This window comes from Vogesella sp., assembly GCF_046297735.1.
Lineage (GTDB): Bacteria > Pseudomonadota > Gammaproteobacteria > Burkholderiales > Chromobacteriaceae > Vogesella > Vogesella urethralis.
The window spans coordinates 26,449-50,783 of sequence record NZ_JBKBHK010000012.1 but is presented as its reverse complement, the minus strand read 5'-3'; the positions used below and the strand labels follow the sequence as shown (position 1 = coordinate 50,783).

21 protein-coding genes are annotated in these 24,335 nt (G+C 64.4%); 9 read left to right on the top strand and 12 right to left on the bottom strand.

The features are described 5' to 3' along the window. Positions 1–182: 182 nt before the first annotated feature. The 4 genes from yegQ to ACK4FZ_RS13740 all read right to left on the bottom strand — a co-directional run bounded on the left by yegQ (position 183) and on the right by ACK4FZ_RS13740 (position 3,170). On the bottom strand, positions 183–1,532 hold the full coding sequence (gene yegQ / locus ACK4FZ_RS13755; protein ID WP_144371415.1) for a tRNA 5-hydroxyuridine modification protein YegQ: 1,350 nt from the start codon (positions 1,530–1,532) through the stop codon (positions 183–185). Positions 1,533–1,547: 15 nt separating this feature from the next. Further along, the gene (locus ACK4FZ_RS13750) at positions 1,548–1,967 is read right to left on the bottom strand and encodes a hypothetical protein (protein ID WP_144371414.1); all 420 of its coding nucleotides are present in this window, start codon (positions 1,965–1,967) and stop codon (positions 1,548–1,550) included. Positions 1,968–2,125: 158 nt separating this feature from the next. After that, positions 2,126–2,335, bottom strand: coding sequence for a hypothetical protein (locus tag ACK4FZ_RS13745; RefSeq protein WP_144371413.1), 210 nt, complete (start codon positions 2,333–2,335; stop codon positions 2,126–2,128). Then, positions 2,319–3,170 (bottom strand): ferritin-like domain-containing protein, encoded by an 852-nt coding sequence (locus tag ACK4FZ_RS13740; protein ID WP_409821784.1) that lies wholly within the window; start codon positions 3,168–3,170, stop codon positions 2,319–2,321. Before ACK4FZ_RS13740 ends, ACK4FZ_RS13745 begins: the two co-directional genes overlap by 17 nt. A 109-nt stretch (positions 3,171–3,279) precedes the next feature. Between ACK4FZ_RS13740 and fliW the strand changes: the two genes are divergently transcribed. From fliW to ACK4FZ_RS13725, 3 genes are all read left to right on the top strand, one after another. Then, on the top strand, positions 3,280–3,720 hold the full coding sequence (fliW, locus tag ACK4FZ_RS13735; protein ID WP_409821782.1) for a flagellar assembly protein FliW: 441 nt from the start codon (positions 3,280–3,282) through the stop codon (positions 3,718–3,720). 121 nt (positions 3,721–3,841) lie between these two features. Then, positions 3,842–4,558, top strand: coding sequence for a GTP cyclohydrolase I (gene folE, locus ACK4FZ_RS13730; RefSeq protein WP_144371409.1), 717 nt, complete (start codon positions 3,842–3,844; stop codon positions 4,556–4,558). Positions 4,559–4,566: 8 nt separating this feature from the next. Beyond that, on the top strand, positions 4,567–4,995 hold the full coding sequence (locus ACK4FZ_RS13725; RefSeq protein ID WP_409821780.1) for a BLUF domain-containing protein: 429 nt from the start codon (positions 4,567–4,569) through the stop codon (positions 4,993–4,995). A gap of 111 nt (positions 4,996–5,106) precedes the next feature. On the opposite strand, the gene ACK4FZ_RS13720 is transcribed toward ACK4FZ_RS13725, so the two are convergent. The 5 genes from ACK4FZ_RS13720 to ACK4FZ_RS13700 form a co-directional block, all read right to left on the bottom strand. Then, positions 5,107–7,959 carry an HD domain-containing phosphohydrolase gene (locus ACK4FZ_RS13720; RefSeq protein ID WP_409821778.1) on the bottom strand — a complete coding sequence of 951 codons (2,853 nt, stop codon included), beginning with the start codon at positions 7,957–7,959 and terminating at the stop codon, positions 5,107–5,109. Between the two features lie 310 nt (positions 7,960–8,269). Beyond that, positions 8,270–9,517: a GGDEF domain-containing protein gene (locus tag ACK4FZ_RS13715; protein ID WP_409821776.1), complete on the bottom strand. Its 1,248-nt coding sequence runs from the start codon at positions 9,515–9,517 to the stop codon at positions 8,270–8,272. A 181-nt stretch (positions 9,518–9,698) separates the two neighbouring features. Next, the gene (locus ACK4FZ_RS13710; RefSeq protein WP_409821774.1) at positions 9,699–10,412 is read right to left on the bottom strand and encodes a GntR family transcriptional regulator; all 714 of its coding nucleotides are present in this window, start codon (positions 10,410–10,412) and stop codon (positions 9,699–9,701) included. A gap of 161 nt (positions 10,413–10,573) precedes the next feature. Then, positions 10,574–12,001, bottom strand: a complete 1,428-nt coding sequence (locus tag ACK4FZ_RS13705) for an aldehyde dehydrogenase family protein (protein WP_409821772.1) — start codon at positions 11,999–12,001, stop codon at positions 10,574–10,576. Positions 12,002–12,081: 80 nt separating this feature from the next. Further along, entirely contained in the window at positions 12,082–12,984 is a 903-nt protein-coding gene (locus tag ACK4FZ_RS13700; RefSeq protein WP_409821770.1) for a dihydrodipicolinate synthase family protein, read from the bottom strand. A 314-nt stretch (positions 12,985–13,298) separates the two neighbouring features. On the opposite strand from ACK4FZ_RS13700, the gene ACK4FZ_RS13695 reads away from it, so the two are divergent. From ACK4FZ_RS13695 to ACK4FZ_RS13685, 3 genes are all read left to right on the top strand, one after another. Further along, entirely contained in the window at positions 13,299–14,300 is a 1,002-nt protein-coding gene (locus tag ACK4FZ_RS13695) for a 4-hydroxyproline epimerase (protein ID WP_409821768.1), read from the top strand. A 2-nt stretch (positions 14,301–14,302) separates the two neighbouring features. After that, positions 14,303–15,556 carry an FAD-dependent oxidoreductase gene (locus ACK4FZ_RS13690; protein WP_409821766.1) on the top strand — a complete coding sequence of 418 codons (1,254 nt, stop codon included), beginning with the start codon at positions 14,303–14,305 and terminating at the stop codon, positions 15,554–15,556. A 258-nt stretch (positions 15,557–15,814) separates the two neighbouring features. Next, positions 15,815–16,942: a branched-chain amino acid ABC transporter substrate-binding protein gene (locus tag ACK4FZ_RS13685; protein ID WP_409821764.1), complete on the top strand. Its 1,128-nt coding sequence runs from the start codon at positions 15,815–15,817 to the stop codon at positions 16,940–16,942. A 106-nt stretch (positions 16,943–17,048) separates the two neighbouring features. On the opposite strand, the gene ACK4FZ_RS13680 is transcribed toward ACK4FZ_RS13685, so the two are convergent. Continuing rightward, positions 17,049–17,972 carry a LysR family transcriptional regulator gene (locus ACK4FZ_RS13680; RefSeq protein WP_409821762.1) on the bottom strand — a complete coding sequence of 308 codons (924 nt, stop codon included), beginning with the start codon at positions 17,970–17,972 and terminating at the stop codon, positions 17,049–17,051. Positions 17,973–18,076: 104 nt separating this feature from the next. On the opposite strand from ACK4FZ_RS13680, the gene ACK4FZ_RS13675 reads away from it, so the two are divergent. From ACK4FZ_RS13675 to ACK4FZ_RS13665, 3 genes are all read left to right on the top strand, one after another. Next, positions 18,077–18,853, top strand: coding sequence for an SDR family oxidoreductase (locus ACK4FZ_RS13675; protein WP_144371398.1), 777 nt, complete (start codon positions 18,077–18,079; stop codon positions 18,851–18,853). Between the two features lie 62 nt (positions 18,854–18,915). Continuing rightward, on the top strand, positions 18,916–20,310 hold the full coding sequence (locus ACK4FZ_RS13670; protein ID WP_409821759.1) for an aldehyde dehydrogenase family protein: 1,395 nt from the start codon (positions 18,916–18,918) through the stop codon (positions 20,308–20,310). 9 nt (positions 20,311–20,319) lie between these two features. Continuing rightward, positions 20,320–20,589, top strand: coding sequence for a hypothetical protein (locus ACK4FZ_RS13665; protein WP_409821757.1), 270 nt, complete (start codon positions 20,320–20,322; stop codon positions 20,587–20,589). A 133-nt stretch (positions 20,590–20,722) separates the two neighbouring features. On the opposite strand, the gene katG is transcribed toward ACK4FZ_RS13665, so the two are convergent. Together katG and ACK4FZ_RS13655 are read right to left on the bottom strand one after the other, a co-directional pair. Next, complete coding sequence (gene katG, locus ACK4FZ_RS13660) at positions 20,723–22,933, bottom strand: catalase/peroxidase HPI (protein ID WP_409821755.1); 2,211 nt, start codon at positions 22,931–22,933, stop codon at positions 20,723–20,725. A 190-nt stretch (positions 22,934–23,123) separates the two neighbouring features. Then, positions 23,124–24,320: an aromatic amino acid transaminase gene (locus ACK4FZ_RS13655; RefSeq protein ID WP_409821753.1), complete on the bottom strand. Its 1,197-nt coding sequence runs from the start codon at positions 24,318–24,320 to the stop codon at positions 23,124–23,126. Between the last annotated feature and the right edge of the window lie 15 nt (positions 24,321–24,335).

The following is a 24,335-nucleotide window of genomic DNA, read 5'->3' as shown; positions in this document are numbered from 1 at the left end:
AGCGCCAGGGCAATGTCATGCAGGATGCTACACTCGCGTACAGAAGCGCGCTGGCACTGCGCATCGTAGAAGGATGGCGGCCTCGAACGGTTGGCATAGCATGTTGCAAGGCTAGGCCATGCCTGACAAAACAAAAGCCGCCTCTATGGGCGGCCTTTTGATACGACAAACGCGGTGGCGGCTTACAGCAGGCGTGCCAGCAGCGCTTTTTCCATGCCGGCCATACCCGGGATCTTCACCTTCACGCCGTTGCCCGGTGCCACGCTGGTGGCTTCGCCGTTGCGGGTCATTTCGGTCAGTTCCACGGTGCGATTGCCGCTGGGGTGAATGATTTCCACGCGATCGCCCACGGCAAAGCGGTTCTTCACGTCGATCAGCGCCCAGCCGTCGGCGTCCACTTCCAGCACATCGCCCACATACTGGCTCTGTTTGGCGATGGAATGGCCGGTCAGGTAGTTCTGGTACTCCTGCGTCTGGTGGCGTTCCAGGAAGCCCGGTGTGTAGCCGCGGTTGGCCAGGCCTTCCAGCTCGGCCAACAGGCTGAAGTCGAACGGGCGGCCGGCCACGGCGTCGTCGATGGCGCGGCGGTAGGTCTGCGCGGTACGCGCCACGTAGTACAGGCTCTTGGTGCGGCCTTCGATCTTCAGCGAATCCACGCCGATCTTCACCAGCTTCTCCACCTGCTCGATGGCGCGCAGGTCTTTGGAGTTCATGATGTAGGTGCCGTGCTCGTCTTCCATGATCGGCATCATTTCGCCTGGGCGGTTGCCCTCTTCGATCAGGTACACCTTGTCGGCCAGCGGGTGGCGTTGCTGGCTGCCACAGGACGAGAAGCTCTGGTTGGCTTCTTCCAGCGCCTTGCCGAAGTCGAAGTCGATCTTCTGCGGCTTCACGTCACCGGCGTCGTCGCCCTGGGTGTCGTGCACCTTGTAGTCCCAGCGGCAGGCGTTGGTACAGGTGCCCTGGTTGGGGTCGCGGTGGTTGAAGTAACCGGACAGCAGGCAGCGGCCAGAGTAGGCAATGCACAGCGCGCCGTGCACGAACACTTCCAGCTCCATGTCCGGGCATTCCTGGCGGATCTCGGCGATCTCGTCCAGGCTCAGCTCGCGCGACAGGATGATGCGCTCCACGCCCATCTTCTGCCAGAACTTCACCCCCATGTAGTTGGTGGTGTTCGCCTGTACCGACAGGTGGATGGGCACATGCGGCCAACGTTCGCGCACCATCATGATCAGGCCCGGGTCGGCCATGATCAGCGCGTCCGGGTTCATCTCGATCACCGGCTCCATGTCGGACATGTAAGTCTTGATCTTGCTGTTGTGCGGCAGGATGTTGCTGGCCACAAACAGCTTTTTGCCGCGGGCGTGCGCTTCTTCAATACCAATGCGCAGCTCTTCCAGCTTGAAATCGTTGTTGCGGGCGCGCAGCGAGTAGCGCGGCTGGCCGGCGTAAACCGCGTCGGCGCCAAAGTCGTAGGCCGCGCGCATCTTGTCCAGCGTGCCGGCGGGCAGGAGCAGTTCGGGTGCTTTCATCGGAATCTCGTGGTGTCAGTGCAGCAGACAGGACATCGGCAGGGGCGCCAGGTCGGGCGCCACGAAGGCACGCCGTGCGTCATGATGCTGCAGTCTTTGTTCGGAATAATGGCGTGCCACGATGGCGCGGCTATCGGCCATCAGGTCGGCGTTGGCGGCCAGGAAATCGTCCCAGCTCGCCTGCTGGCCCGGCTGCGCATCCAGCCGGCTGTACATGATGGCCAGCAGCGCCATGGTCAGCGTGTGATGGTATTTTTCTGCCGCGCCGTGCGCCATGGCATAGCGTGACAGGGTGTGGGCACAGCGGGCCGCGGCCTCGCGCGCCGGGTAGCGGCTGCGGTAGGCCCACGCGGCCAGCAGGTGCGCGCGGTGATCGAAATCGGCGGCAGGCAGCGCGTGTGTTTCCAGCTCGCGCAGGAATGCCTGGTAATCCATGGGTGTCTCCGGATACAAGACAAAGCAAAAGGCTCCGGGTAGGAGCCTTGTCGGTCATAAGGGTTTTGTGCGGCGCGATTATGCGCGTGCCCCCCGATAGCGTCAAGCCGGCAAACGGTCGGTTAAGCGACATTAAACCCCTGTTTTTCAACACCCTTTTAGCGACGGGGTTTTTTCATCAGCGCCAGCAGGCCCATGAACTGGCCGACGATGCCAACCAGCATCAGCACCGAGGCCAGCGCGGCCTCCCAGCTATCGGGCGACGCGGCGCGCACGGCGGAGGCTACGGTAAACAGCAAGGTGCCGCCAACGGTCACCGCCATCGCCAGACGGCGCTTGTGGCGCAGGGTATCAAACAGTTTTTGCATCGGGTGTCCTTTCGCCGGGGTGCTGCCGCGTCACGGCAAAGTCTTCCAGCATGTCCAGTTCGAATTGGCTGAAGCCGGCCGCCAGGCGGGCGTCCAGGTTGATCTCGCCGCGCAGCAAGCCCACGCGGTAATCGGCCAGCAGGCGGCGGAAGGTGGGCAGCGGGTCCAGCCCGCGCGCATCGCACAAGGTGGTGAACCAGTAGTTGCCTACCCGCACGTGGCCGATCTCGTCGCGCAGGATGATGTCCAGCACCGCCACCGAGTCGTGGTCGCCGATTTGCGCCAGCTTGCGCTGGATCGGCGGCGTGGCGTCCAGCCCGCGCGCCTCCATCACCCGCGGCACCAGCGCCATGCGCGTCAGCACGTCGTGGTCGGTATCCACCGCCATCTCCCACAGCGCGTTGTGCGCCGGGAAATCGCCGTAGGTGTGCCCCAATGCGGCCAACCTTTGCTGCAGCAGGCCGAAGTGCATGGCCTCTTCGGCAGCAATACGCAGCCAATCCTCCACAAAAGCGTCCGGCATGTCGCGAAAGCGCCAGGCCGCATCCAGCGCCAGGTTGATGGCGTTGAATTCGATATGGGCAATGGCGTGCAGCAAGGCTGCCTGCCCGGCCGGCGTGCCCAAGCCCCGGCGCGGCACCTTGCCCGGCGCCACCAGCGGCGGCTTTGCCGGGCGGCCCGGTGCCGGCACGCGGTACAAGGCACCACCGTCACGCACGCAGGCACCTGCCTGCCAGCTGGCGTACAGCGCCAGCGCCTGCTGCGGTTTGGCAGCGACGTCATCGCACATCAGCACCGCCTCGATGGCGGGATAAAGGGAAATCGGCGTACTCATGGCGCCGCATTGTACCGTGCCGGCACGGTGCCACAAAGCTGACAAAAGTCAGTGCCGGCGGCCATACCTTGTGCATAATGAGGAAGTACACAACACCAAGGAGGATGCCATGCTGTTCAACTCCAGCCTGCTGGGCGAAGTCGAGGTCGACGAAAACACCATCATCACTTTTGAACACGGCCTGCCAGCGTTCGAACACTGCACCCGCTTCAAGCTGTTCCACGACGCCGACCGTGCTAACCCGCGCGTGTACTGGCTGCAATCGCTGGACACCCCCGACGTGCTGTTCAGCGTGACCGACCCCAGCCGCCTGGGCATCCGTTACGAAGTGAGCCTCAGCGACGAAGAAGTGGCCTCTCTGGGCCTTACCCGCCCGGAAGACGCCGCCGTGCTGCTGATCATCTACCGCGAACTGGATACCGAAGAGGCCAACCCGGTGATCGCCCAGCTGCGCGCCAACGTGCGCAACCCGCTGATCCTCAACCTCAGCAACCAGCGCGGCATGCAGAAGAACAACCTGGAATGTGACATTGTGTTTCACAACCGCTAGCAGGCGACACGATGCCCCTACTGGGCGTGGTGTTGCCTTTCGGCGCCTGCGCCGCTATCTTCCAAACGCTTGACACCATAGAAACCAAGCGTGCTACCCGCACGGTGAGGAGCATAACCGCGTGAGCCAAGAGAGCCAGAAGCACACTGCCACCCAGTACGTACCCGTATCCGCGCGCATCCGCGAGCGCATTCGCGGCGCAAAACGCCGTTTCCATGCCAACGACAACATTGCCGAGTTCATCCAGCCCGGCGAGATGGACGAGCTGCTGGACGAGGTACAGTCCCGCATGAAGGACGTGCTGGACAGCCTGGTCATCGATACCGACAGCGATCACAACACGCAGGACACCGCGCGCCGCGTGGCCAAAATGTACCTGAACGAAGTGTTCAAGGGCCGTTACGTGCCGCAACCGGCGGTGACCGAGTTCCCCAACGCCGAACGCCTGAACGAGCTGATGATCGTGGGCCCGATCACCGTGCGCAGCGCCTGCTCGCACCACTTCTGCCCCATCATCGGCCGCCTGTGGATCGGCGTGATGCCGAACGAGCACAGCAACCTGATCGGCCTGTCCAAGTACGCCCGTCTGGCGGAATGGACCATGAGCCGCCCGCAGATCCAGGAAGAAGCCGTCATCCAGCTGGCCAACCTGCTGATGGAAAAAATGAACCCGGACGGCCTGGCCATCGTGATGGAAGCCGACCATTTCTGCATGCACTGGCGCGGCGTCAAGGACATGGATTCCAAGATGATCAATAGTGTGATGCGGGGCGTGTTCCTGACCAACCCGGACCTGCGCCGCGAGTTCCTGTCCCTGTTGCCCAACAAGAAAGCCTGAGGCCAACCATGCTTGTCCGCCTGCTCTACGCCAGCCGCAGCAGCCAGCCGCATACCGCCGCGCTGCTGGAAAGCATCCTGACGCAATCCCACACCCACAACCCGGCACGCGGCATTACCGGTATTTTGTGCTACAGCGGTGACATCTTCATGCAGGTGCTCGAAGGCAGCCGCAGCGAAGTCAGCGCGCTGTACAACAGCATCGTCAAAGACGAGCGTCACCGTGACGTGGAGCTACTGCTGCTGGAAGAAATCAGCGAACGCCGCTTTGCCAGCTGGACCATGGGCCAAGTCAATCTGGCCAAGGTCAACCCGAGCCTGCTGTTGCGTTACTCGGAAAAGCCGGAGCTGAACCCGTTTGCACTGGGCGGTGCCAGCTCGCTGGCGCTGCTGGAAGAGCTGATTGCCACTGCCGCCATTGTTGGCCGCAACAAGTAATCCGCCCCCCCGCTACGACGCCCGGTCAGCTTCGCTGCCCGGGCGTTTTCACATTCTCACTAGCCAAGACCCCGACGTAGCCGTACTGGCACGTCTGTACCCGCAGCAAACTCATGCCGCACCAACGCCCGGCTTGTCGCTGATAGCCGGCAGGAAGGCAGCTATATCCCCGACATCGGCCTGCTCCGGCGCCAGAAAGCGCGCGGCGTACTGTTGCGGCACGCCGCCAGTCAAAAAGACGGCAAACAGCGCCGCATCGATATGCCCTTGCTCAGCCATGCCTTTCATGATGCCCAAAGCTTGTGACAGCGGCTTGGCAGGCTTGTACGGGCGGTCGGATGCGGTAAGGGCTTCGAACACATCCGCGATAGCCATCATGCGTGCCAGCGGGCTCAATTGCGCCCCGTGCAGGCCACGCGGGTAACCTTTGCCGTCAATGCGCTCGTGATGATTGCCGGCAATGTCCGGCACTGCCGCCAGATGGCGTGGAAACGGCAGCGCCGACAGCATGATGATGGTCTGCATGATGTGCTCGTTGATCTTGAAACGCTCTTCGTCTGCCAGCGTGCCGCGCGCGATCTGCAGGTTTTTCAGCTCACCACGGTCGTACTGCAGCTCCGGCACCGGCATCACGAAGCCCCAAGGGTTACCGGGTGTAAAGCGCTCGGTATCGCTGCGCGCAATGCGGTGCTGCGGCTTGTCGGCCAGTAGCGGCTCCAGCACCGGCAACGGTGCGGCCGGCTCGGCCTGCATGCGCAAGCGCTCGTCGGCCGATACGCCCAGCCTGTCGTCCAGCGTGCGCAGCCACTGCCTTCCGGCAATGGCCTGCAAGCGTGCCACCCGCTCAGGCGCCATATACTCGCCACCCTGGTTGCAGGCGGCCACAAAGGCAAATTCCTCATCCAGTACCGCCCATTGCGCGGCGCACTGTTGCTCGGCTTGTTGGGACGGCACGCCGGCAAGCTGTTGCTGCAGGCTGGCAATCTGTGCATCACGCTTGAGCACCTCGAAGCGCATGCGTACTTCGTGAATGCGGTCGTACAACGTTTCCAGTTTGGTCGCCTTGTCCACCACGTACTCGGGGGTGGTCACCTTGCCGCAATCGTGCAGCCAGGCCGCAATGTGTAGTGCCTCCCACTGCTCGGCGTCCATGCTGAAGCCGGCGTAGGGACCGCTCTGCTGACGGCAGGCCGCGTCAGCCAGCAGGCGCGCCAGCTCTGGCACCCGGGCGCAGTGGCCACCGGTATGCGGACTTTTGGCATCGATGGCACCGGCCATCAGCTCGATAAAGGCCTTGAACAGCGCTTTCTGGCTGGCAATCAGCTCGCGGGTTTCCAGCGCCATGGCAGCGAAACCGGACAAGGCCTGCACAAAAGCCTGTCTGGCCGGGTCAAGCGGCACATTGGCCAACAACGCCAGCACGCCGATCGCCTGCCCCTGGCGATTGCAAAGCGGCACCAGCCAGCCATGGCCAGCGTTGGCCGCCAGCGCCTGCAGCAGCCTAGCGTCGGGCTGCCACGGCCCGGCCTCGCGGCTGGCCAGCACATGGCCAGCCTGTACCAGTAGAGACTGCACAGTGACAGCATCCGGCAACGGCTGTGCGCCATGCTGCGAGTGTACAGCGGCCACTTGCAGCTGGCCGGCCTCGCCCATCAGCAACAGCCCGCCAGGCAAACGGGTAACGTGGCAAGTATCGGCCAGCAAGGCTGGCAACAGGCGCTTGAAGTCCTGCTCTTGGCTGATACGCGTCAGCAAGGCCAGAAAATCCCCCAAGGTTGCCTGGGTAAACTGCAAAGTAGTGGCCATCTGGTCCACCTCGGCAATACGCGAGCGCACCGCCAGCGGCTGATCGAACCGCAAGCGGCGCATGCTTTCCGAAGCATCCACCAGCCTGGCTAGCGGGCGGGCAATGCGCGCGGCCAACCACCACCCCAGCAGCAGGGCCAGCAATAACAGGCCCAGGCATAGCAGTAACAGTTGCTCGCGCATGGCTAGCGCGTCAGCCAGCAGTGTGTCTTCCGGTAATGCCAACGCCAGCGCCAGATTGCGCTGCTCTACTGCGGGCAGTGGCAAACGGCCTGCCAGCCAGGGCTGCGTGCCGAGCAATAAGGGGCGCAGGCTAGTGGCCGGTGCCGCCGCATGCAGGGCCGCCTGCAGCCCGGCATCAACAGCGTTGCCATTAGCGGCCAGCACACCGCCGTCGCCGTCTAGCAGCTGAACCCGCGCGCCAGCCGGCAAGGGCATGGCGGCCAACTGCTGCGACAGCGTGCCCAGCCGCAAATCGGCACCGACTACCCGCCGCCCACCGGCAATGGCTTGCGCCAGCGAAATGCCGGGGAGGCCGGTACTGAAGAAGCGGTAAGGGGCGGTAAGGATGCGCTCACCGCCAGCAGCCTGCGCTTGGCGGTACCAAGGGCGCTGTCTGGCATCGAACTGCTGACCTTGCTGCGAGACACGCAGCAACACCGGCTGGCTCGCCGCATCCAGGAACACATGATGCGAACGGGTCTGCCCCGCCTGCTGTTCTATCGTCTGTATCAGATACTGCGCCGCAGACGGGGCGGCAAATTGACGACGGTCGGCGGCATCGAGCAGGCGGCGCACCAGAAAATAGTTGCCGTCTGCATCGGCACTGTAAAACGCAACAGCTGCCGGTGCGGCCTGCAGGGCCTTCAGGTATTCCGGCGCTGCCCGCAGGCGTTGCGACAGACTGCCTTGCAGGCCGTCACCCGCGTCGGCAGACAGTAGCCACAGCGATGAGCGCACAGGATCCAGCAAGCGTTCGAAACCGCTCACCAAGCCATGCCCGGCCTGAGTGGCTGTTTCGACGGCAGCTCGCTCCAGCATGGTGGCAGAGCGCTGGTAGGCCAGCCATACAATACTGCCCCCCAGTAACAGCACCAGCAGACAGAATGCAGTGGCAATGTGAACGCGTAACGAGTAAGTACGGGCAAGCAGAGGCATGGGAGCTTTCCGGAAACGGAGGGGCGGCCGCGTCAGATTGCATTCGGCATCTGCAAGATAATGCAATTACATTGGCTTAAAGTCGACAGGTGTGCTTTAAAAACCTGTTAGCAACCCATAAGGCACCCAGCAAAGAAAAAGCCCGCCCCAAAGGGCGGGCGTGGCAAGCTTGCCAGGCAATCTAAAAGGAGCAACTTTTTCCGAGAAGCGCTAGCGAGTGTAACGAGCCAAGCTGTCAATTGGCTTTCAGTGCCCGGGCATACCAAGCCTGTGGCATACCTTGCGCCGCTCTATCCCGTCGACAAGCGCCTCAGCCAGCGACCACATGGTTGCGTCCGGCGCGCTTAGCTTGATAAAGCGCAGCGTCGACACGGTTCACCAGGCTGTTCATGCTCTCACCCGGCAGGTACTGCACCACGCCCTGACTGACCGTAATGGCCGGCAGCGCGCCGCCGCCCTCCACCCCGGCCACGGTCAGGCGCAGGCTGTCGGCCAGCTGCAGCGCGTTATCCAGCTGGGTGCCGGGTAACAACAGCATGAACTCCTCGCCGCCCCAGCGGCACAGGGTGTCGCTTTCGCGCAGGCGGGACGCCAGCAGCCGCGCCAGCGCCACCAGCACCTGGTCGCCGGTCAGGTGGCCGTAGCCGTCGTTTACCTGCTTGAAGTGGTCGACATCCAGCAGCACCAGGCAAAAATCGGTATCTTGCGCCCGCTTGCCAGCCAGCGCCTGCTCCAGCTGCTGCATCATGTGACGCCGGTTCCACAAGCCGGTCAGCGGGTCGCGCAGCGCGGCTTGCTCTAGGTCGCGGCGCAGCCGCTCCTGTTCGGTCACGTCGTGGATCACGCACAACATCATGCGGCGCCCGGCCAACATGATGGGGCCGGCGTAGGTCTGCACGTTACGCAGGTTGCCGTCGGCCAGCCGGTGCACGAAATTCAGCGGCCGGTGCCCGCCAGGCAAGCGCGCCACGGCCTGCATCACCGGCAGGATGCTGCGACCGGCGGCATTGATCTCCCAGGTGTGCTTGCGGGCAAATTCTTCGCGTGTATAGCCGTAAAAGCGGCTGGCGGCTTCGTTGGCATCGACAATCCGGCCATCATCGACTGGGTCGATCAGCAACATCGGGGCGGAATTGGTACGGAACAGCGCTTCGTAGAAGCGGCGCACCTCGGCGTCTTCTTCGCCCGGGGCCTCGGTACCCAGCCGTGCCGGCCACGCATGCAGCATGGCATCGCCGGGCACCATCGCCTCCACCAAGATGGCCCCGGCATGCTGGCCAAGCTGCAACAGCGTCAGCCGGCACGGGATGGGCAGCCACTGGCCATGGCGGCGGAAGGTCCACACCTCCACTACCTGATCGCGCGCCAGCACCGACGGGGTGTACGCCGCCAGCGTTTGCTCCGGGTGCGCCGACAGCGCACCGCTGCGCAGCTCGGCCACCGACAGCCCGTCCGCCAGCGCCAGCGCTACCTGGTTGGCAAACAGTGTGGCCTCGGTTTGTGGCGCCACGATCCACACCGGCGTACTCAGCGCATTCAGGGTTTCATAAACAGGCATGCGGCTTCAGTGCCAAAGCACTGCCATGTAGATATCATTTTCCATACTAGAAACGATACCGGCCTGTTTCAATAAATAGAAGTTATCAACTAGGTCAACAAACAGAACACGCTGTACAGCAGCCACCCCGCAGAAGCCCAAGGCTGCCGTTACCATGACCGTGCCGATGGCAGCGCCGGCCTCAGGTGGCCGGCGCTGCCGGCTTGCGGCCACGCCGTGGTTTGGGCGCCGCTTCGTGGGCGCGGTACCACGCTTCCAGTGCTTCTTCGGCGTGCAGGATGTGCTGGCGCAGGAAGGCCGCTGCGCTGATGGCGTCTTTCTGTTTGCATAGTGCCAGCAGCTGGCTGTGCTCGTGGTGGGCGCGGTCGCTAAAGCCGGTCAGCAGGATCTGCATGCGGGTGTAGCGGTCGGTGCGGTTGTGCAGCTGTTCGATGATGGCCAGCGTCTGGCCACGGCCGGCGGCGCGGTACAGCGCCAGGTGAAACTGCGCGTTGAGAATGCCCCAGGCGCCGATGTCCTTGTTACGCAGCGCCACTTCAAACTGGCCCAGCAGCGCCTCGGCTTCGGCCAGGTCGGCGCTGGTCTGGCGCGGAATCGCCTCCAGCAGCACGTCGCACTCCAGCAGCACGCGCACGCGCAACAGTTCCACGATCTCGGGCAGCGACAGCTGCGTCACCACCGCGCCACGGTTTTCGTTGATGGTGACCAGCCCTTCGGCTTCCAGCTGGCGCAGTGCCTCGCGGATCGGCACCCGGCTCATGCCCAGCTGGCGCGACAGCGCCTCTTGCCGTAGTTGGCCGCCGTCGGCCCATTCCCCCGCCAGGATGCGCTGGCGGATCGCCTCGGTGGCCACCTGCACCAGGCTCTGGCTACCTGTTTCCTGCTGTGTACTCATGAAGCATTACCCGTTGAAGATGGCCAACCCTAACACAGCGGCAAAAAAAACGCCCCCATGCGGGGGCGACAGGCTGCACAAGGCAGAGCAAACCCTGCTGCCGGCGGTGCCGCGGGGGCAGCACCGCCAGCCAGGGTCGTTTCACAGGGGGCGAAACGACCCTACAGGCCGAGATAAGCGGTTTTCACCGTGGTGTAAAACTCCACCGCGTGGCGCCCCTGCTCGCGCGGGCCCAGGCTGGAGCCTTTGCGGCCACCAAACGGCACGTGGTAATCCACGCCGGCGGTGGGCAGGTTCACCATCACCATGCCGGCCTCGGCATGGTGGCGGAAATGGGTGGCCAACGCCAGCGACTGGGTACAGATGCCGGCGGCCAGGCCGTACGGCGTGTCGTTGGCCAGCGCCAGCGCGTGTTCGTAACCGTCGGCGCGCAGCACTGCCGCCACCGGGCCGAAGATTTCTTCGCGGCAGATGGCCATCTGCGGCGTGCAGTCGGCAAACAGCGCCGGCTGCTGGTAGTAGCCGGGCGTGGCCAGCTGCAAGGCATCGCCGCCGCACAGCAAGCTGGCGCCTTCGGCCTGCCCCTGCGCCACATAGCGCAGGTTGGCCGCCAATTGCATCTCGCTGGCTACCGGGCCGATTTGCGTATCCGGCGCCAGCGCATTGCCCACCCGCAAGGCGGCGGTGCGCTCGGCCAACCGCGCCAGGAAAGCCTCGTAAATACCGGCGCACACGATCAGCCGGCTGCTGGCAGTACAGCGCTGGCCGGTGGAATAGAATGCGCCGTTGATCGCGCACTCCACCGCTTGCTCCAGCTTGGCGTCGTCGGCCACCAGCAGCGGGTTCTTGCCGCCCATTTCCAGCTGCAGTTTGATGCCGCGTGCGGCGCAGGCAGCGGCCAGCGCCTGGCCGGTGGCTTGCGAGCCGGTAAAACTCAGTGCGTCGATACCGGCGTCCAGCATGGCCGGCCCCAGCACGCGGCCGCTACCCAGCACCAGATTGAACACACCGTGCGGCAGGCCGGCGCGCTGCAAAATATCCGCCAACGCCCAGCTACTGGCCGGCACCAGCTCGGCCGGCTTCAGCACCACGGTATTGCCGAAGGCCAGCGCCGGCGCGGCTTTCCAGGCGGGGATGGCAATGGGGAAATTCCACGGCGTAATCAGCCCCACCACGCCCACCGGCTCGCGGCTGACGGCGACTTCCACGCCGGGGCGCACCGAATCCAGCCACTCGCCGTGACCACGCAGCGCCTCGCCGGCAAAAAACTTGAAGATCTGCCCGGCGCGGGCCACCTCGCCCACCGCCTCGGCCAAGATCTTGCCCTCTTCGCGCGCCAGCAGCGTGCCCAGCTCCTGCTTGCGCGCCAGGATTTCGCTACCGGCCGCGTCCAGGATGTCGGCGCGCTGCTGCACCGTGGTGGCACGCCAGCCCGGCAGCGCCGCCCGCGCCGCGGCTACCGCGTCGCGCATGTCGTCGGCACTGGCAGCGGCAAACTCGCCCACCACGTCGTGCAGGTCGGAAGGGTTACGGTTGACGATGGCGTGGCCGCTGCCGCGCCATTGCCCGTCGATCAGGTTGCAAAACATGGCTTGGTTCCTCAGGGCGACAGCGCGCCCTTGGCATCGCGTTGCGGCCAACCTGCGCCCACAAGGTTGGCCGCACGGGGTTACAGGGCCGGCAGCGCCGGGCGGCTGGCGATGCCGGCAGCGATGATGGCCTGCACCCGCTCGCGCTCGGCACCGGCCAGCGGCAGACGCGGCGCGCGCACGTGCTCGCTGCCCACCCCCACCATGGCCTCGGCCAGCTTCAGGTTCTGTACCAGCTTCATCGATACGTCCAGGTGCAGCAGCGGCGCAAACCAGCGGTAGATGGCGCGGGCCTCTTCCACGCGGCCGGCACGGGCCAGTTTGTAGATAGCCACCGTTTCTTTCGGGAACGCCACCACCAGGCCGGCCACCCAGCCGTCGGCGCCCATCAGCAGGCTTTCCAGCGCCAGGTCGTCCACGCCGCTGAAGATGGCAAAGCGGTCGCCCACCGCGTTGATCACATTGGTCAGCGTGCGGATGTCGCCGCTGGATTCCTTGATCGCCACGAACTTCGGCTCGGCAGCCATCTGCGCGTACATCTCGGGGGTGATGTTGACGCCGTAAGCCACCGGGTTGTTGTAGATCATGATCGGCAGCGGGCTGGCGTCGGCCACGCGCTGGTAGTGGTTCAGCGTTTCGCGTTCGTCGGACACGTAGCGCATGGCCGGCAGCAGCATGATGCCGTCGGCACCGGCGGCGTGCGCGGCCTGCGCCAGCGCGGCAGCAGCGCGGGTGCTGTCTTCGGCCACGGTCAGCAGTACCGGCTTGTTGCCGGCCACTTCCTTGGCGGCTTTCAGGATGCGGATCTTTTCGTCGGCGGTGAGGGTGGACGCTTCGCCCAGCGAGCCGCAGACGATGATGCCGTCGGCGCCGCAATCCAGCTGCCACTGGATATGGCTGGTAGTGGCGGCCAGGTCCAGGCTTTCGTCGGCGTGGAATTTGGTGGTAACGGCGGGGAAAACGCCAGTCCAGAGGTGTGCCATCAGGGTGCTCCTTGCAGGGTGTGGGTGCAGCACGGTGGCTGCGGGTCCATTTCATGCTAGGGAGTTTTGCATCCAAAAAACAAGCATTTTTGTATACAAAATAGCGTTTATTAACAGAGGCCACGCTACCGCACCGCAGCAGGGATTTTTTACAACAACACCAAATAATATTGTTTTTATTAGGTTTTTACACAAAAATCGCTTGGCAAACCTCATCATAAGCGCTGTGGCATTTCAACAAATATTGCATCCATTATTGTATTCAAAACTGTCGCTGCATACAGTGAAGCCACCGCAAGCAAAGGAGCATGGCAATGGCAGTGACGGAGTTTGAATGCATAGACGGCCACACCTGTGGCAACCCGGTACGGCTGGTGACCAAGGGCGCACCGACACTGGCAGGCAACACCCAGGCCGAGCGGCGGCAGGACTTCCTGGCCCGCTTCGACTGGATGCGCACCGGGCTGATGTTCGAGCCACGCGGCCACGCCCAGATGTCCGGCGCCTTCCTGTACCCGCCCACCCGCGACGACTGCGACGTGGCCGTGCTGTACATCGAAACCAGCGGCTGCCTGCCGATGTGCGGCCACGGCACCATCGGCGTGGTCACCATGGCCATCGAACACCAGCTGGTGACGCCGCGCACGCCGGGCGTACTGAACCTGGACACCCCCGCCGGCAAGGTGGTGGCCGAATACACCCAGGTTGGCCGCAAGGTGCAATCGGTGAAGCTGACCAACGTGCCGTCCTTCCTGCTGCTGCGCGACGTCGAGGTGGAAATCGCCGCGCTGGGCCGGCTGCAGGTGGATATCGCCTACGGCGGCAACTTCTACCCCATCGTGGAAGCACAGCAAAACTACCGCGACATGGCCGATTACACCCCCGGCCAGCTGGTGGCGATGGGCAACGAACTGCGCGACTACATCAATGCCCACTACGACATCGTGCACCCGCTGGACCCCACCATTCGCGGCGTGCGCCACGTACAGTGGACCGGCGCCCCGAAGCGGCCCGGCTCGCACGCGGCCAACGCCGTGCTGTACGGTGCCGCTGCGCTGGACCGCTCGCCATGCGGCACCGGCACTTCGGCGCGGCTAGCGCAGCGCTTTGGCCGCGGCCTGATGCAGCCGGGCGACGTGCTGGTACACGAAAGCCTGATCGGTAGCCAGTTCACCGGCACCATCGAAGCCGTCACCGAGGTAGCCGGTATCCCCGCCATCATCCCCGGCATTGCCGGCTGGGCCATCACCACCGGCTACAACCGCATCCTGCTGGACGATGCCGACCCGTACGTACACGGCTTTGTGGTGGGCTGAACATGATCACGCCCGCCCAACACATCCTCGTGGCCGGTGCCGGCATTGTCGGCATTGCCACCGCGCTGCAACTGCAGCGGGCCGGCCATCGCGTCACGCTGCTGGACCGTGGCGAACCGGCGCGCGAAACCAGCTACGGCAACGCCGGCGCGCTGGCGGTGAGCGACGTCATCCCGCTGGCCGAGCCGGGCGTGCTGCGCAAAGTGCCCGGCTGGATGCTGGACCCGCTGGGGCCGCTGGCGGTGCGCTGGCGCTACCTGCCAACGCTGGCGCCGTGGCTGGCGCGCTTTGTCGCCGCCAGCCGCCCGCAGCGCGTGGCCGAGCTCACCCGCGCACTGGCGGCACTGCTGAACCGCGTCAACGACGACTACGCGCCGCTGATCGCCCACGCCGGCCTGCAGCACCTGTGGCGCCGCCACGGCAACCTGACGCTGTACCGCAGCGAGGCCGAGTTCCACGCCGCCCTGCCCGCCTGGCAAGCCAAAGCCAAGCACGGAGTAGCGTGGCAAGCCCTGGACCGCGCCGCACTGTTGGCCGCGTCGCCCGGCATCGCAGACGAATGGCAATGCGCGGTGCACGTGCCGGCGTGGTCGCACGTGGACGATCCGTACACCTTCAGCCGCGGCCTGTTCGATGCCTTCGTGCGTGATGGCGGCCGCTTTGTGCAAGACGAGGTGCTGCAGGTACGGCATGGCGGCGGGCAATGCCAGGGCGTAGACACCGCCCGCCACGGCACGCTGCACGGCGATGCGGTGGTGATTGCCTGCGGCGTGTGGAGCGACCGCTTCGCCCGCCAGGGCCGCTACCGGCTGCCGCTGGAAAGCGAGCGTGGCTACCACGTCACGCTGCCCAAGGCCGGCGTGGCCCTGCAGCACTTTATCCAGTGCGCCAGCGAAAGCTTTGTGATCCTGCCGATGGCCAACGGCGGCCTGCGCCTGGCCGGCACCGTAGAGCTAGCCCACCGCGACGCCGCGCCAAACTGGCGCCGCGCCCACATCCTGCTGGACAAGGCGCGGCGCATCGTCGGCGATTTCAGCCACGAAGACATGAGCGTATGGATGGGCAACCGGCCGTCGGTACCCGACACCGTACCGGTGATCGGCCCGGCGCCGGACGTGGCCGGGCTGTACTTTGCCACCGGCCACGGCCACCTGGGCCTGACGCTGGCGGCCACCACCGGCGCCCTGCTGGCGGCACAGATTGGCGGCCAACCCTGCGGCATCGACATGGCGCCGTACCGGCTGAACCGTTTCTGAGCACGCGCACCGAGATGATCGATCATTGACAATCGTTTGTATGCAATTAGTGCAAGGCCAGAATCGACCCGGCGCCAATACATAACCACAAACCCTTGTTCTGCAATGATGTTTTAAAAAACACCGGCTAGCCGGCCAGCAGGCACACCCCGTGCAATGCCACCGCCGTCTTACCGGCAACACCCGCCCGGCAGCCGCCGGGCAACAGGGCCGCGCTGCGGCCAACCTGGACCTTGCAACGAGAAATGGAGTGAACACATGAAGCAGCAACAACTGGCGGTATGGGTAGCCGGCGCAGTCCTGGCCATGTCGTCTCCGGCATTTGCCGACACCGTGGTGAAAATCGGCTTTGCCTCGCCGATGTCCGGCCCGCAGGCGCATTACGGCAAGGACAACGAAAACGCCACCCGCATGGCCATCGACGACCTGAACGCCAAGCCGATCACCGTGGCCGGCCAGAAGGTGAAGTTCGAGCTGGTATCGGAAGACGACCAGGCCGACCCGCGCGTGGGCACCCAGGTGGCGCAGCGGCTGGTAGACGCTGGCGTGAAGGCGGTGATCGGCCACTTCAACTCCGGCGTATCCATCCCCGCGTCGCGCATTTATTCCGACGCAGGCATCCCGCAGCTGTCGGTGTCCACCAACCCGGCCTACACCACCAGCGGCTACAAGACCACCTTCCGTCTGGTAGGCAGCGATAGCCAGATCGGCGGCTCGCTGGGGCGCTACGCAGTGATGCAGCTGAAAGCGCAGCGCATTGCCGTCATCGACGACCGCACCGCCTACGGCCAGGGCATTGCCGACGAGTTTGTGAAAGCGTTGGCCGGCATGGGCAAAAAACCGTTCAAGCGCGAATACACCAACGACAAGGCCACCGACTTCACCGCCATCCTGACTGCGCTGAAAGCGCAGAACCCGGACGTGGTGTTCTACGGTGGCGCCGACGCCCAGGCCGCCCCGATGGCGCGCCAGATGAAGCGCCTGGGCATCAACGCCCGACTGATGGGCGGCGACATGCTGAACACGCCCACCTTCATCCAGCTGGCCGGCGCGGATGCCGTGGGCCACTACTCGGCCGTGGCTGGTGGCGAGCTGGGCAGCCGCCCGGCGGGCAAGGATTTTGAAAGCCGCTACAAAGCGCGCTTCAAGCAGGACGTGGTGCTGCTGGGGCCGCAGTTCTACGACGGGGTGATGATCGTGGCCGACGCGATGAAACGCGCCAACAGCACCGAGCCGGCCAAGTTCCTGCCGCTGATTGCCAAGACCACTTACAAAGGGGTGACTGCCGACTTCAGCTTTGACGCCGCCGGCAACCTGAAAAATGCACCGGTCACCATCTCGCAAGTGGAAGGCAACGACTGGAAAGTGAAGTCGGTAGTGCAATAACACCGACTAACACACTGCGGCCAACCTTGGCGTATCACCCCAAGGTTGGCCGCATGGCACAGCACAAGGCCCCGCCGCTGGCGGGGCCTTGCTGCGTTAACAGGCACTACGGCTGTGCCGGCGGCCGCATCGCATCGGTACGCAGCTGTAGCACCGACTGCACCCAGCCGTGAAACAGCTGCACCCGGCGCGACAACTGACGACGGTGAGGGTAAACCAGGTGCACCGGTAACGGCGCCGGGCGCGCCTGCGGCAACACTTCCTGCAAGGCGCCGCTGGCCAGATGGTGCGCCACATCGTAGCGTGGCACCTGGATCAGCCCCAGCCCCGCCAGCGCGCAGGCGATATAGGTCTCGGCGTTATCGGCGCTGGCGCGTACCGGCAGCAGCATGCTGCGTTCGACATCCCCTTCCTGCCAGCACCACGGCGCCTGGCGGCCACTGCTGCGCGACACATAGCCCACCATCACCTGCCCGGCCAGATCGGCCACGCTGTGCGGCACACCATGCTCGGCCAGGTAGGCCGGGCTGGCGCAGTTCACCATGGCAAAATAGCCCAGCGGCCGCGCCACCAGGCTATCGTTCTGCACCTCACCCACCCGCAGCGCGCAGTCCACGCCTTCACGCACCAGATCTACCATACGGTCACTGCTGCCCAGCTCCACCTGCAGCTGCGGGTAGCGCGCCAGAAAACCCGGCAGTGCCGGCGCCAGCAATCGCCGGGCAATGCGGCTGGGCACGTCCACCCGCAAGCGACCGGAAACCAGCGCATCCTGCGGACGAAACTGCTGCTCCAGCTCGGCCATGTCCACCACCAACGCAGCAGCCCGCTCGGCCAGCGCCTCGCCATCGGCGGTGAGGCTTACCTGGCGCGTGGTGCGATGGAACAGGCGCACCCCAAGCCGTTCTTCCAGCTGGCGCAGCGCTTGCGACACCGTAGCGCGCGGCAGGCCCAGCTGCTCTGCCGCCAGGGCAAAGCTGCCGCTTTCCTTGATACGCAAGAACACACGCAGTTGATCGATACGGTCCATTGTTTGCGATTTGCGGATAAACAAATCCGATACTACTTGTTTATTGTGCTATTGCAATCAATTAATACTGGGAGCTCCCACCACAGCGTCACAAGGAGCTTCACATGTCAGATCTGCACAGTATTCACGGCAAGGTTGTCCTGATCGCCGGCGGCGCCAAAAACCTGGGCGGCCTGCTGGCCCGCGACCTGGCTGCACACGGTGCCAAGGCCGTTGCCATCCATTACAACTCGCCCGCCAGCGCTGCCGACGCCGAAGCCACGGCCAGCGCGGTACGTGCCGCCGGCGCCCAGGCCGTCACCCTGCAGGGCGACCTGACCAGCGCCGCAGCGATCGAAAAGCTGTTTGCTGACACCGTAGCCGCCGTTGGCCGCCCCGACATTGCCATCAACACCGTAGGCAAGGTACTGAAAAAGCCGTTGGTGGACATCAGCGAGGCCGAGTACGACGAGATGAGTGCCGTCAACGCCAAGTCGGCGTTTTTCTTTCTGAAAGAAGCCGGCAAGCAGCTGAACGACAACGGTAAGGTGTGCACCATCGTCACCTCACTATTAGGCGCCTTCACGCCGTTCTATGCCTCGTACGCTGGCACCAAGGCGCCGGTAGAGCACTTTACCCGCGCCGCCGCCAAAGAGTTTGGTGCCCGTGGCATTTCGGTGACGGCGGTCGGCCCCGGCCCGATGGACACCCCGTTCTTCTACCCGGCAGAAGGCGAAGAGGCAGTGGCGTACCACAAGACTGCCGCCGCGCTATCGCCGTTTTCGCCTACCGGGCTGACCGACATCCACGACGTAGTGCCGTTCATCCGCCACCTGGTTAGCGACGGCTGGTGGGTCACCGGGCAGACCATCCTGATCAATGGCGGCTACACCACCAAGTAAGCCCCGCCCCACGGCACGCACCTCCCCGGCCCGCGAGGGCCGGGCCCACTCTGGAGCCCGCCATGAACCCGTACCAACCTATGCTGGACACCCAGCAAGCCTTTTTTGCCAGCGGCGGCAGCAAGAGCGCCGCCTGGCGGCTGGATCAACTAGACCGCATGGCCCGCCTGCTGCAAGACAACCAGGCAGCGCTGTGCGATGCGTTATACCAGGACTTTCACAAGCCACCGTTCGAGCAGCAGTTTGAAATCAGCGTGCCGCTGGGGGTGATCGACTACTACCGCACCCACCTGGCCACGCTGATGGCGCCCGAACCGGTAGCCATACCGCCGGGGCTGGAAGCCAGCGGCCATCGCGGCATGATCTACAAGGAGCCCTACGGCAGCTGCCTGGTGATCGGCCCATTCAACGCGCCCATCCTGCTACTGCTGGACCCGGCCATCGCCGCGCTGGCAGCGGGCAATACCGTGATCCTGAAGCCGGCCAACACCACGCCCACAGTGGCGGCACTACTGGCGCGGCTAATACCGCAGTACTTTGCGCCGGAGGCGGTCAGCATCGTCACCGGCGGGCGCGAGGAAATCGGCGCACTGCTGGCCCTGCCCTTCGACTTCATTTTCTTTACCGGCAGCGCTAGCGTCGGCAAGGTGGTCATGCGCGCCGCCGCCGAGCACCTGACGCCGGTGATTCTGGAGCTGGGCGGCCAGAACCCCACCATCGTGGACGAAACCGCCAATTTGCGTATCGCCGCGGAGCGCATTGCCTGGGGCCACAACGCCATCTCCGGCCAATGGTGCATCGCGCCGGGCTATGTCTGCGTGCAGCGCAGCGTGGCCGACGCCTTCATCGCGGAGCTGAAAGCCGCCATCGTGCGCATGTACGGCAGCGACCCGCAGCACAGCCCGGACTTCGCCCGCATGATCTCCGAACACGACACCGAACGCGTGGCCGGCTACATCCAGCCAGACAAGGTGGTGCACGGCGGCCGTTACGACGTGGCAGCGCGCTACGTGGAGCCGACGGTGCTATACCCCGCCAGCTGGGATGACCCGGCCATGCAGCAGGAAATCTTCGGCCCGGTGCTGCCGGTACTGGTGTACGACGAGCTGGACAGCGTGCTGGCGCAGATTGCGCGCAAACCCAAACCGCTGGCGGCCTATTTGTTCAGCGAACACGCCCCTACCGCAGAACGGTTTCTGGGCACGTTGTCGTTTGGCGGCGGCTGCATCAACCAGACCAATCTGCACTGCTGGATCGATAGCCTGCCGTTTGGCGGCGTGGGTTATTCCGGTATGGGCAAGTACTACGGCAAGGCTGGTTTCGAAGCCCTTTCCAACCGCAAAGGCATATTGCTGGGCCGCAGCGACGCCGAAATAGACGTGTTCCCGCCCTACGCCGGCAAGGACATTGCGGCCAACCTGTCGGTGTTCAGCTGGCCAGCCGGCACAGATAACTAAGGAGAAAACATGCACGTCATTCTGGTCATCACCGGCGGCCTGGGGCTGCTGGGCCTGTTTGTGCTGTTTGGCTGGTTATGGGGCGCCAGTACGGCCGCCATGGCGCTGGCGGCGAAGGTTTTTGTGCCGGCCTGGCTTATCGTGGCGCTGGTGAATATGTGGGTAGGCGTCAGCCACGCCGGCTACACGCTGCGCGAGGAACTGCCCATCATGCTGCTGGTGTTTGCGGTGCCGGCAGTGCTGGCTGCCGTAGCGGTGTATCTGCTGACCCGCAGCTAGCGCGGCGGCGGCCAACCTTGGCCTATCACCGCCAAGGTTGGCCGCATGGCAAAGCACAAGGCCCCGCCGCTGGCGGGGCCTTGCTGTTGGCAATGCTGCCACCTGCGGGACACAGGCGGCAACGTAGCAACGCTTACTTCAGGTCGAAACGGTCCAGCGTCATCACCTTGTTCCAGGCACGGACGAAGTCGCGCACGAAGCGGGCCTCACCGTCCTGCTGGGCGTACACCTCGGCCAGCGCACGCAGCTGCGAGTTGGAGCCGAATACCAGATCAACGCGGCTGGCAGTCCATTTCACGGCCCCCGTATCACGGTCGCGACCTTCAAAGCGGCTGGCTTCTTCCGACGTCGGCGCCCACACGGTGCCGATATCCAGCACGTTGACGAAGAAGTCGTTGCTCAGCACACCCGGGCGCTGGGTGAACACGCCGTCCTGCACGCCGCCGGCGTTGGCGCCCAGTACCCGCAGGCCGCCCACCAGTACTGTCATTTCCGGTGCGCTCAACTTCAGCAGCTGGGCCTTGTCTACCAGCAACTGCTCGGCCGGTACGCGGAACGCCTGCTGCTGGTAGTTGCGGAAGCCATCGGCCTGCGGCTCCAGCACGGCAAACGATTCCACGTCAGTCTGCTCGGCCAGCGCGTCCATACGGCCTGCGGCAAACGGTACCGTTACCGCGTGGCCGGCGGCAGCGGCAGCCTGCTCGACGGCGGCACCACCGGCCAGCACGATCAGGTCGGCCAGCGACACTTTCTTGCCGCCCTGCTGTGCCGCGTTAAAGCGCTGCTGGATGCCTTCCAGCACGGCCAGCACGCGAGCCAGTTGTGCCGGCTGGTTCACCTCCCAGTCTTTCTGTGGCGCCAGGCGGATACGGGCACCGTTGGCACCGCCGCGCTTGTCGGAGCCGCGGAAGGTAGACGCCGACGCCCAGGCGGTAGCCACCAGCTCGGCCACGCTCAGGCCGCTGGCCAGCACCTCGGCTTTCAGCGCGGCCACGTCGGCGTCATCCACCAGTACGTGGTCTACTGCCGGGATCGGGTCTTGCCAGATCAGGTCTTCTGCCGGCACCTCCGGCCCCAGGTACAGCGCTTTCGGGCCCATGTCGCGGTGCGTCAGCTTGAACCAGGCGCGGGCGAAGGCGTCGGCAAACGCTTGCGGGTCCTGATGGAAGCGGCGCGAAATCGGCTCGTAGACCGGGTCGAAACGCAGGCTCAGATCGGCCGTGGTCATCATCGGCGGGTGCTTTTTGCTCGGGTCGTGTGCGTCCGGAATCATGTGTTCCGGCTTCACGTCCTTGGCCACCCATTGGTGGGCGCCGGCCGGGCTCTTGGTCAGTTCCCACTCGTAGCCGAACAGCATGTCGAAGTAGCCATTATCCCAAGTGGTGGGGTTGGGCTTCCACGCACCTTCGATGCCGCTGGTGGTGGTATGCACACCTTTACCGCTACCGAACTGGTTGATCCAGCCCAGGCCCATCGCTTCCAGCGGGGCGGCTTCCGGCTCCGGCCCCACAAGGCTCGGGTCGCCAGCACCGTGCGCCTTGCCGAAGGTGTGGCCGCCAGCCACCAGCGCCACGGTTTCTTCGTCGTTCATCGCCATGCGGGCAAAGGTATCGCGCACGTCACGACCGCTGGCTACCGGGTCGGGGTTGCCGTCCGGGCCTTCCGGGTTAACGTAAATCAGGCCCATCTGCACGGCGGCCAACGGGTTATCCAGCTCGCGGTTACCGCTGTAGCGGCTGTTTTCTTTATCGCTGGTGGCCAGCCATTCTTTTTCGCCGCCCCAGTAGATGTCTTCTTCCGGCTGCCAGATGTCGGCACGGCCGCCGCCGAAACCGAAGGTCTTGAAGCCCATCGACTCCAGCGCACAGTTGCCGGCCAGAATCATCAAATCGGCCCACGACAGCTGGTTGCCGTACTTTTGCTTGATCGGCCACAGCAGGCGTCGGGCTTTGTCCAGGTTGCCGTTATCGGGCCAGCTGTTCAGCGGCGCAAAACGCTGGTTGCCGGTGCCGCCACCACCGCGGCCGTCTGCCGTGCGGTAGGTGCCGGCGCTATGCCAGGCCATGCGGATGAACAGGCCGCCGTAGTGGCCCCAGTCGGCCGGCCACCAGGCTTGCGAGGTGGTCATCAGCGCGTACAGGTCCTTCTTCACTGCGGCCAGGTCCAGCTGCTGGAAAGCCTCGGCGTAATCGAAGTCGTCGCCCAGCGGGTTGGACGCCGGCGCGTGCTGATGCAGGATGCCGAGGTTGAGCTGGTTGGGCCACCAGTCACGGTTGGCGCGGGCGCCGAAGGTGGCTTTGGTGGCAGAGGCGCGGTGGAAGGGGCATTTCTGTTCGTTGCTCATGCTGTCTCTCCTTGCTTGGGGTGTCTGTGTGACTTGGTGAGATCAGCATAGTTGCCCGCGGCCAACATGACTATTGAATTGATTTAATGGAAGCAATGGAAATTTACTATCACATAGCAAATAGCAATAATAAAAACACAAAAAAGCCCCGCCTCTGCGGCGGGGTTCCTTGGCCAGGCTAACGGCAGGCTCAGCCCTTCAGCACCTCGGCCATCGCATCGGCCACGTACTCGACGTTGCGGCTGTTGAGGCCGGCCACGCACATGCGGCCGGAGCGCACCAGGTACACGGCAAACTCTTCACGCAGGCGGTCTACCTGCTCCGGGCTCAGGCCGGTGTAGCTGAACATGCCGCGCTGTTTGATGAAGTAGCTGAAATCGCGGCCCGGCACCTTGGCGGTGAGCACTTCGTACAGCTTCTGGCGCATGGCCTTGATGCGCACGCGCATTTCGGTCACTTCGCCTTCCCACTCGGGACGCAGCGCGGCGTCGTTCATGACGATGGCAGTCACCTGGCCACCGTGCGTCGGTGGGCTGGAATAGTTGCGGCGTACGGTGGCCTTCATCTGGCCCAGTACACGGCCGGCTTCTTCGGCCGTGCCGCACACTACCGACAGGCCGCCACAGCGCTCGCCGTAGAACGACAGGTTCTTGGAGAACGAGTTGCTCACCACAAAGCTGACGCCGGCTTCGGTCATGGCGCGGATGGCAAAGGCGTCGTCGTCCAGACTGTCGCCAAAGCCCTGATAAGCAATATCCATGAACGGCAGCAGATCACGCGCTTTGACCACCTCAATCACCTTGCGCCACTGGTCTTTGTCCAGATCCACGCCGGTAGGGTTGTGGCAGCACGGGTGTAGCAGCACGATGGTTTTGGCCGGCAGCTGGCTGAAGCAGGCGATCATGTCGTCAAACTTCACGCCGCCCGTGGCAGCGTCGTAGTACGGGTAGTCGTGCACGGTGAAACCGGCGCCTTCGAACATGGCACGGTGGTTGTCCCAGGTCGGGGCACTCACCCAGACTTCCGCTTGCGGGAAGTAGCGCTTCAGCAGATCGCCGCCGATTTTCAGCGCGCCGGAGCCGCCAATGGTCTGGATGGTGGCAATACGGCCAGCCTGCACCGCTTCGTGCTCGGCACCCCACAGCAGCTGCTGTACGGCGGTGCGGTAGTTGGCCGCACCTTCCATCGGCTGGTAGCTGCGCGGGCCGGCTTCGGCAACGCGGCGCGCTTCGGCTTTCTGCACCGACGGCAGCAGCGGAATGCGGCCTTCCTCGTCGTAGTACAGGCCGATGCCCAGGTTCACTTTCGGGCTGCGGCTGTCCTTGTTGAAGGTTTCCACCAGGGTGAGGATGGGGTCGCCTGCATAGGCTTCAACGTGTGCAAACATGATCTTGTGGTTTCT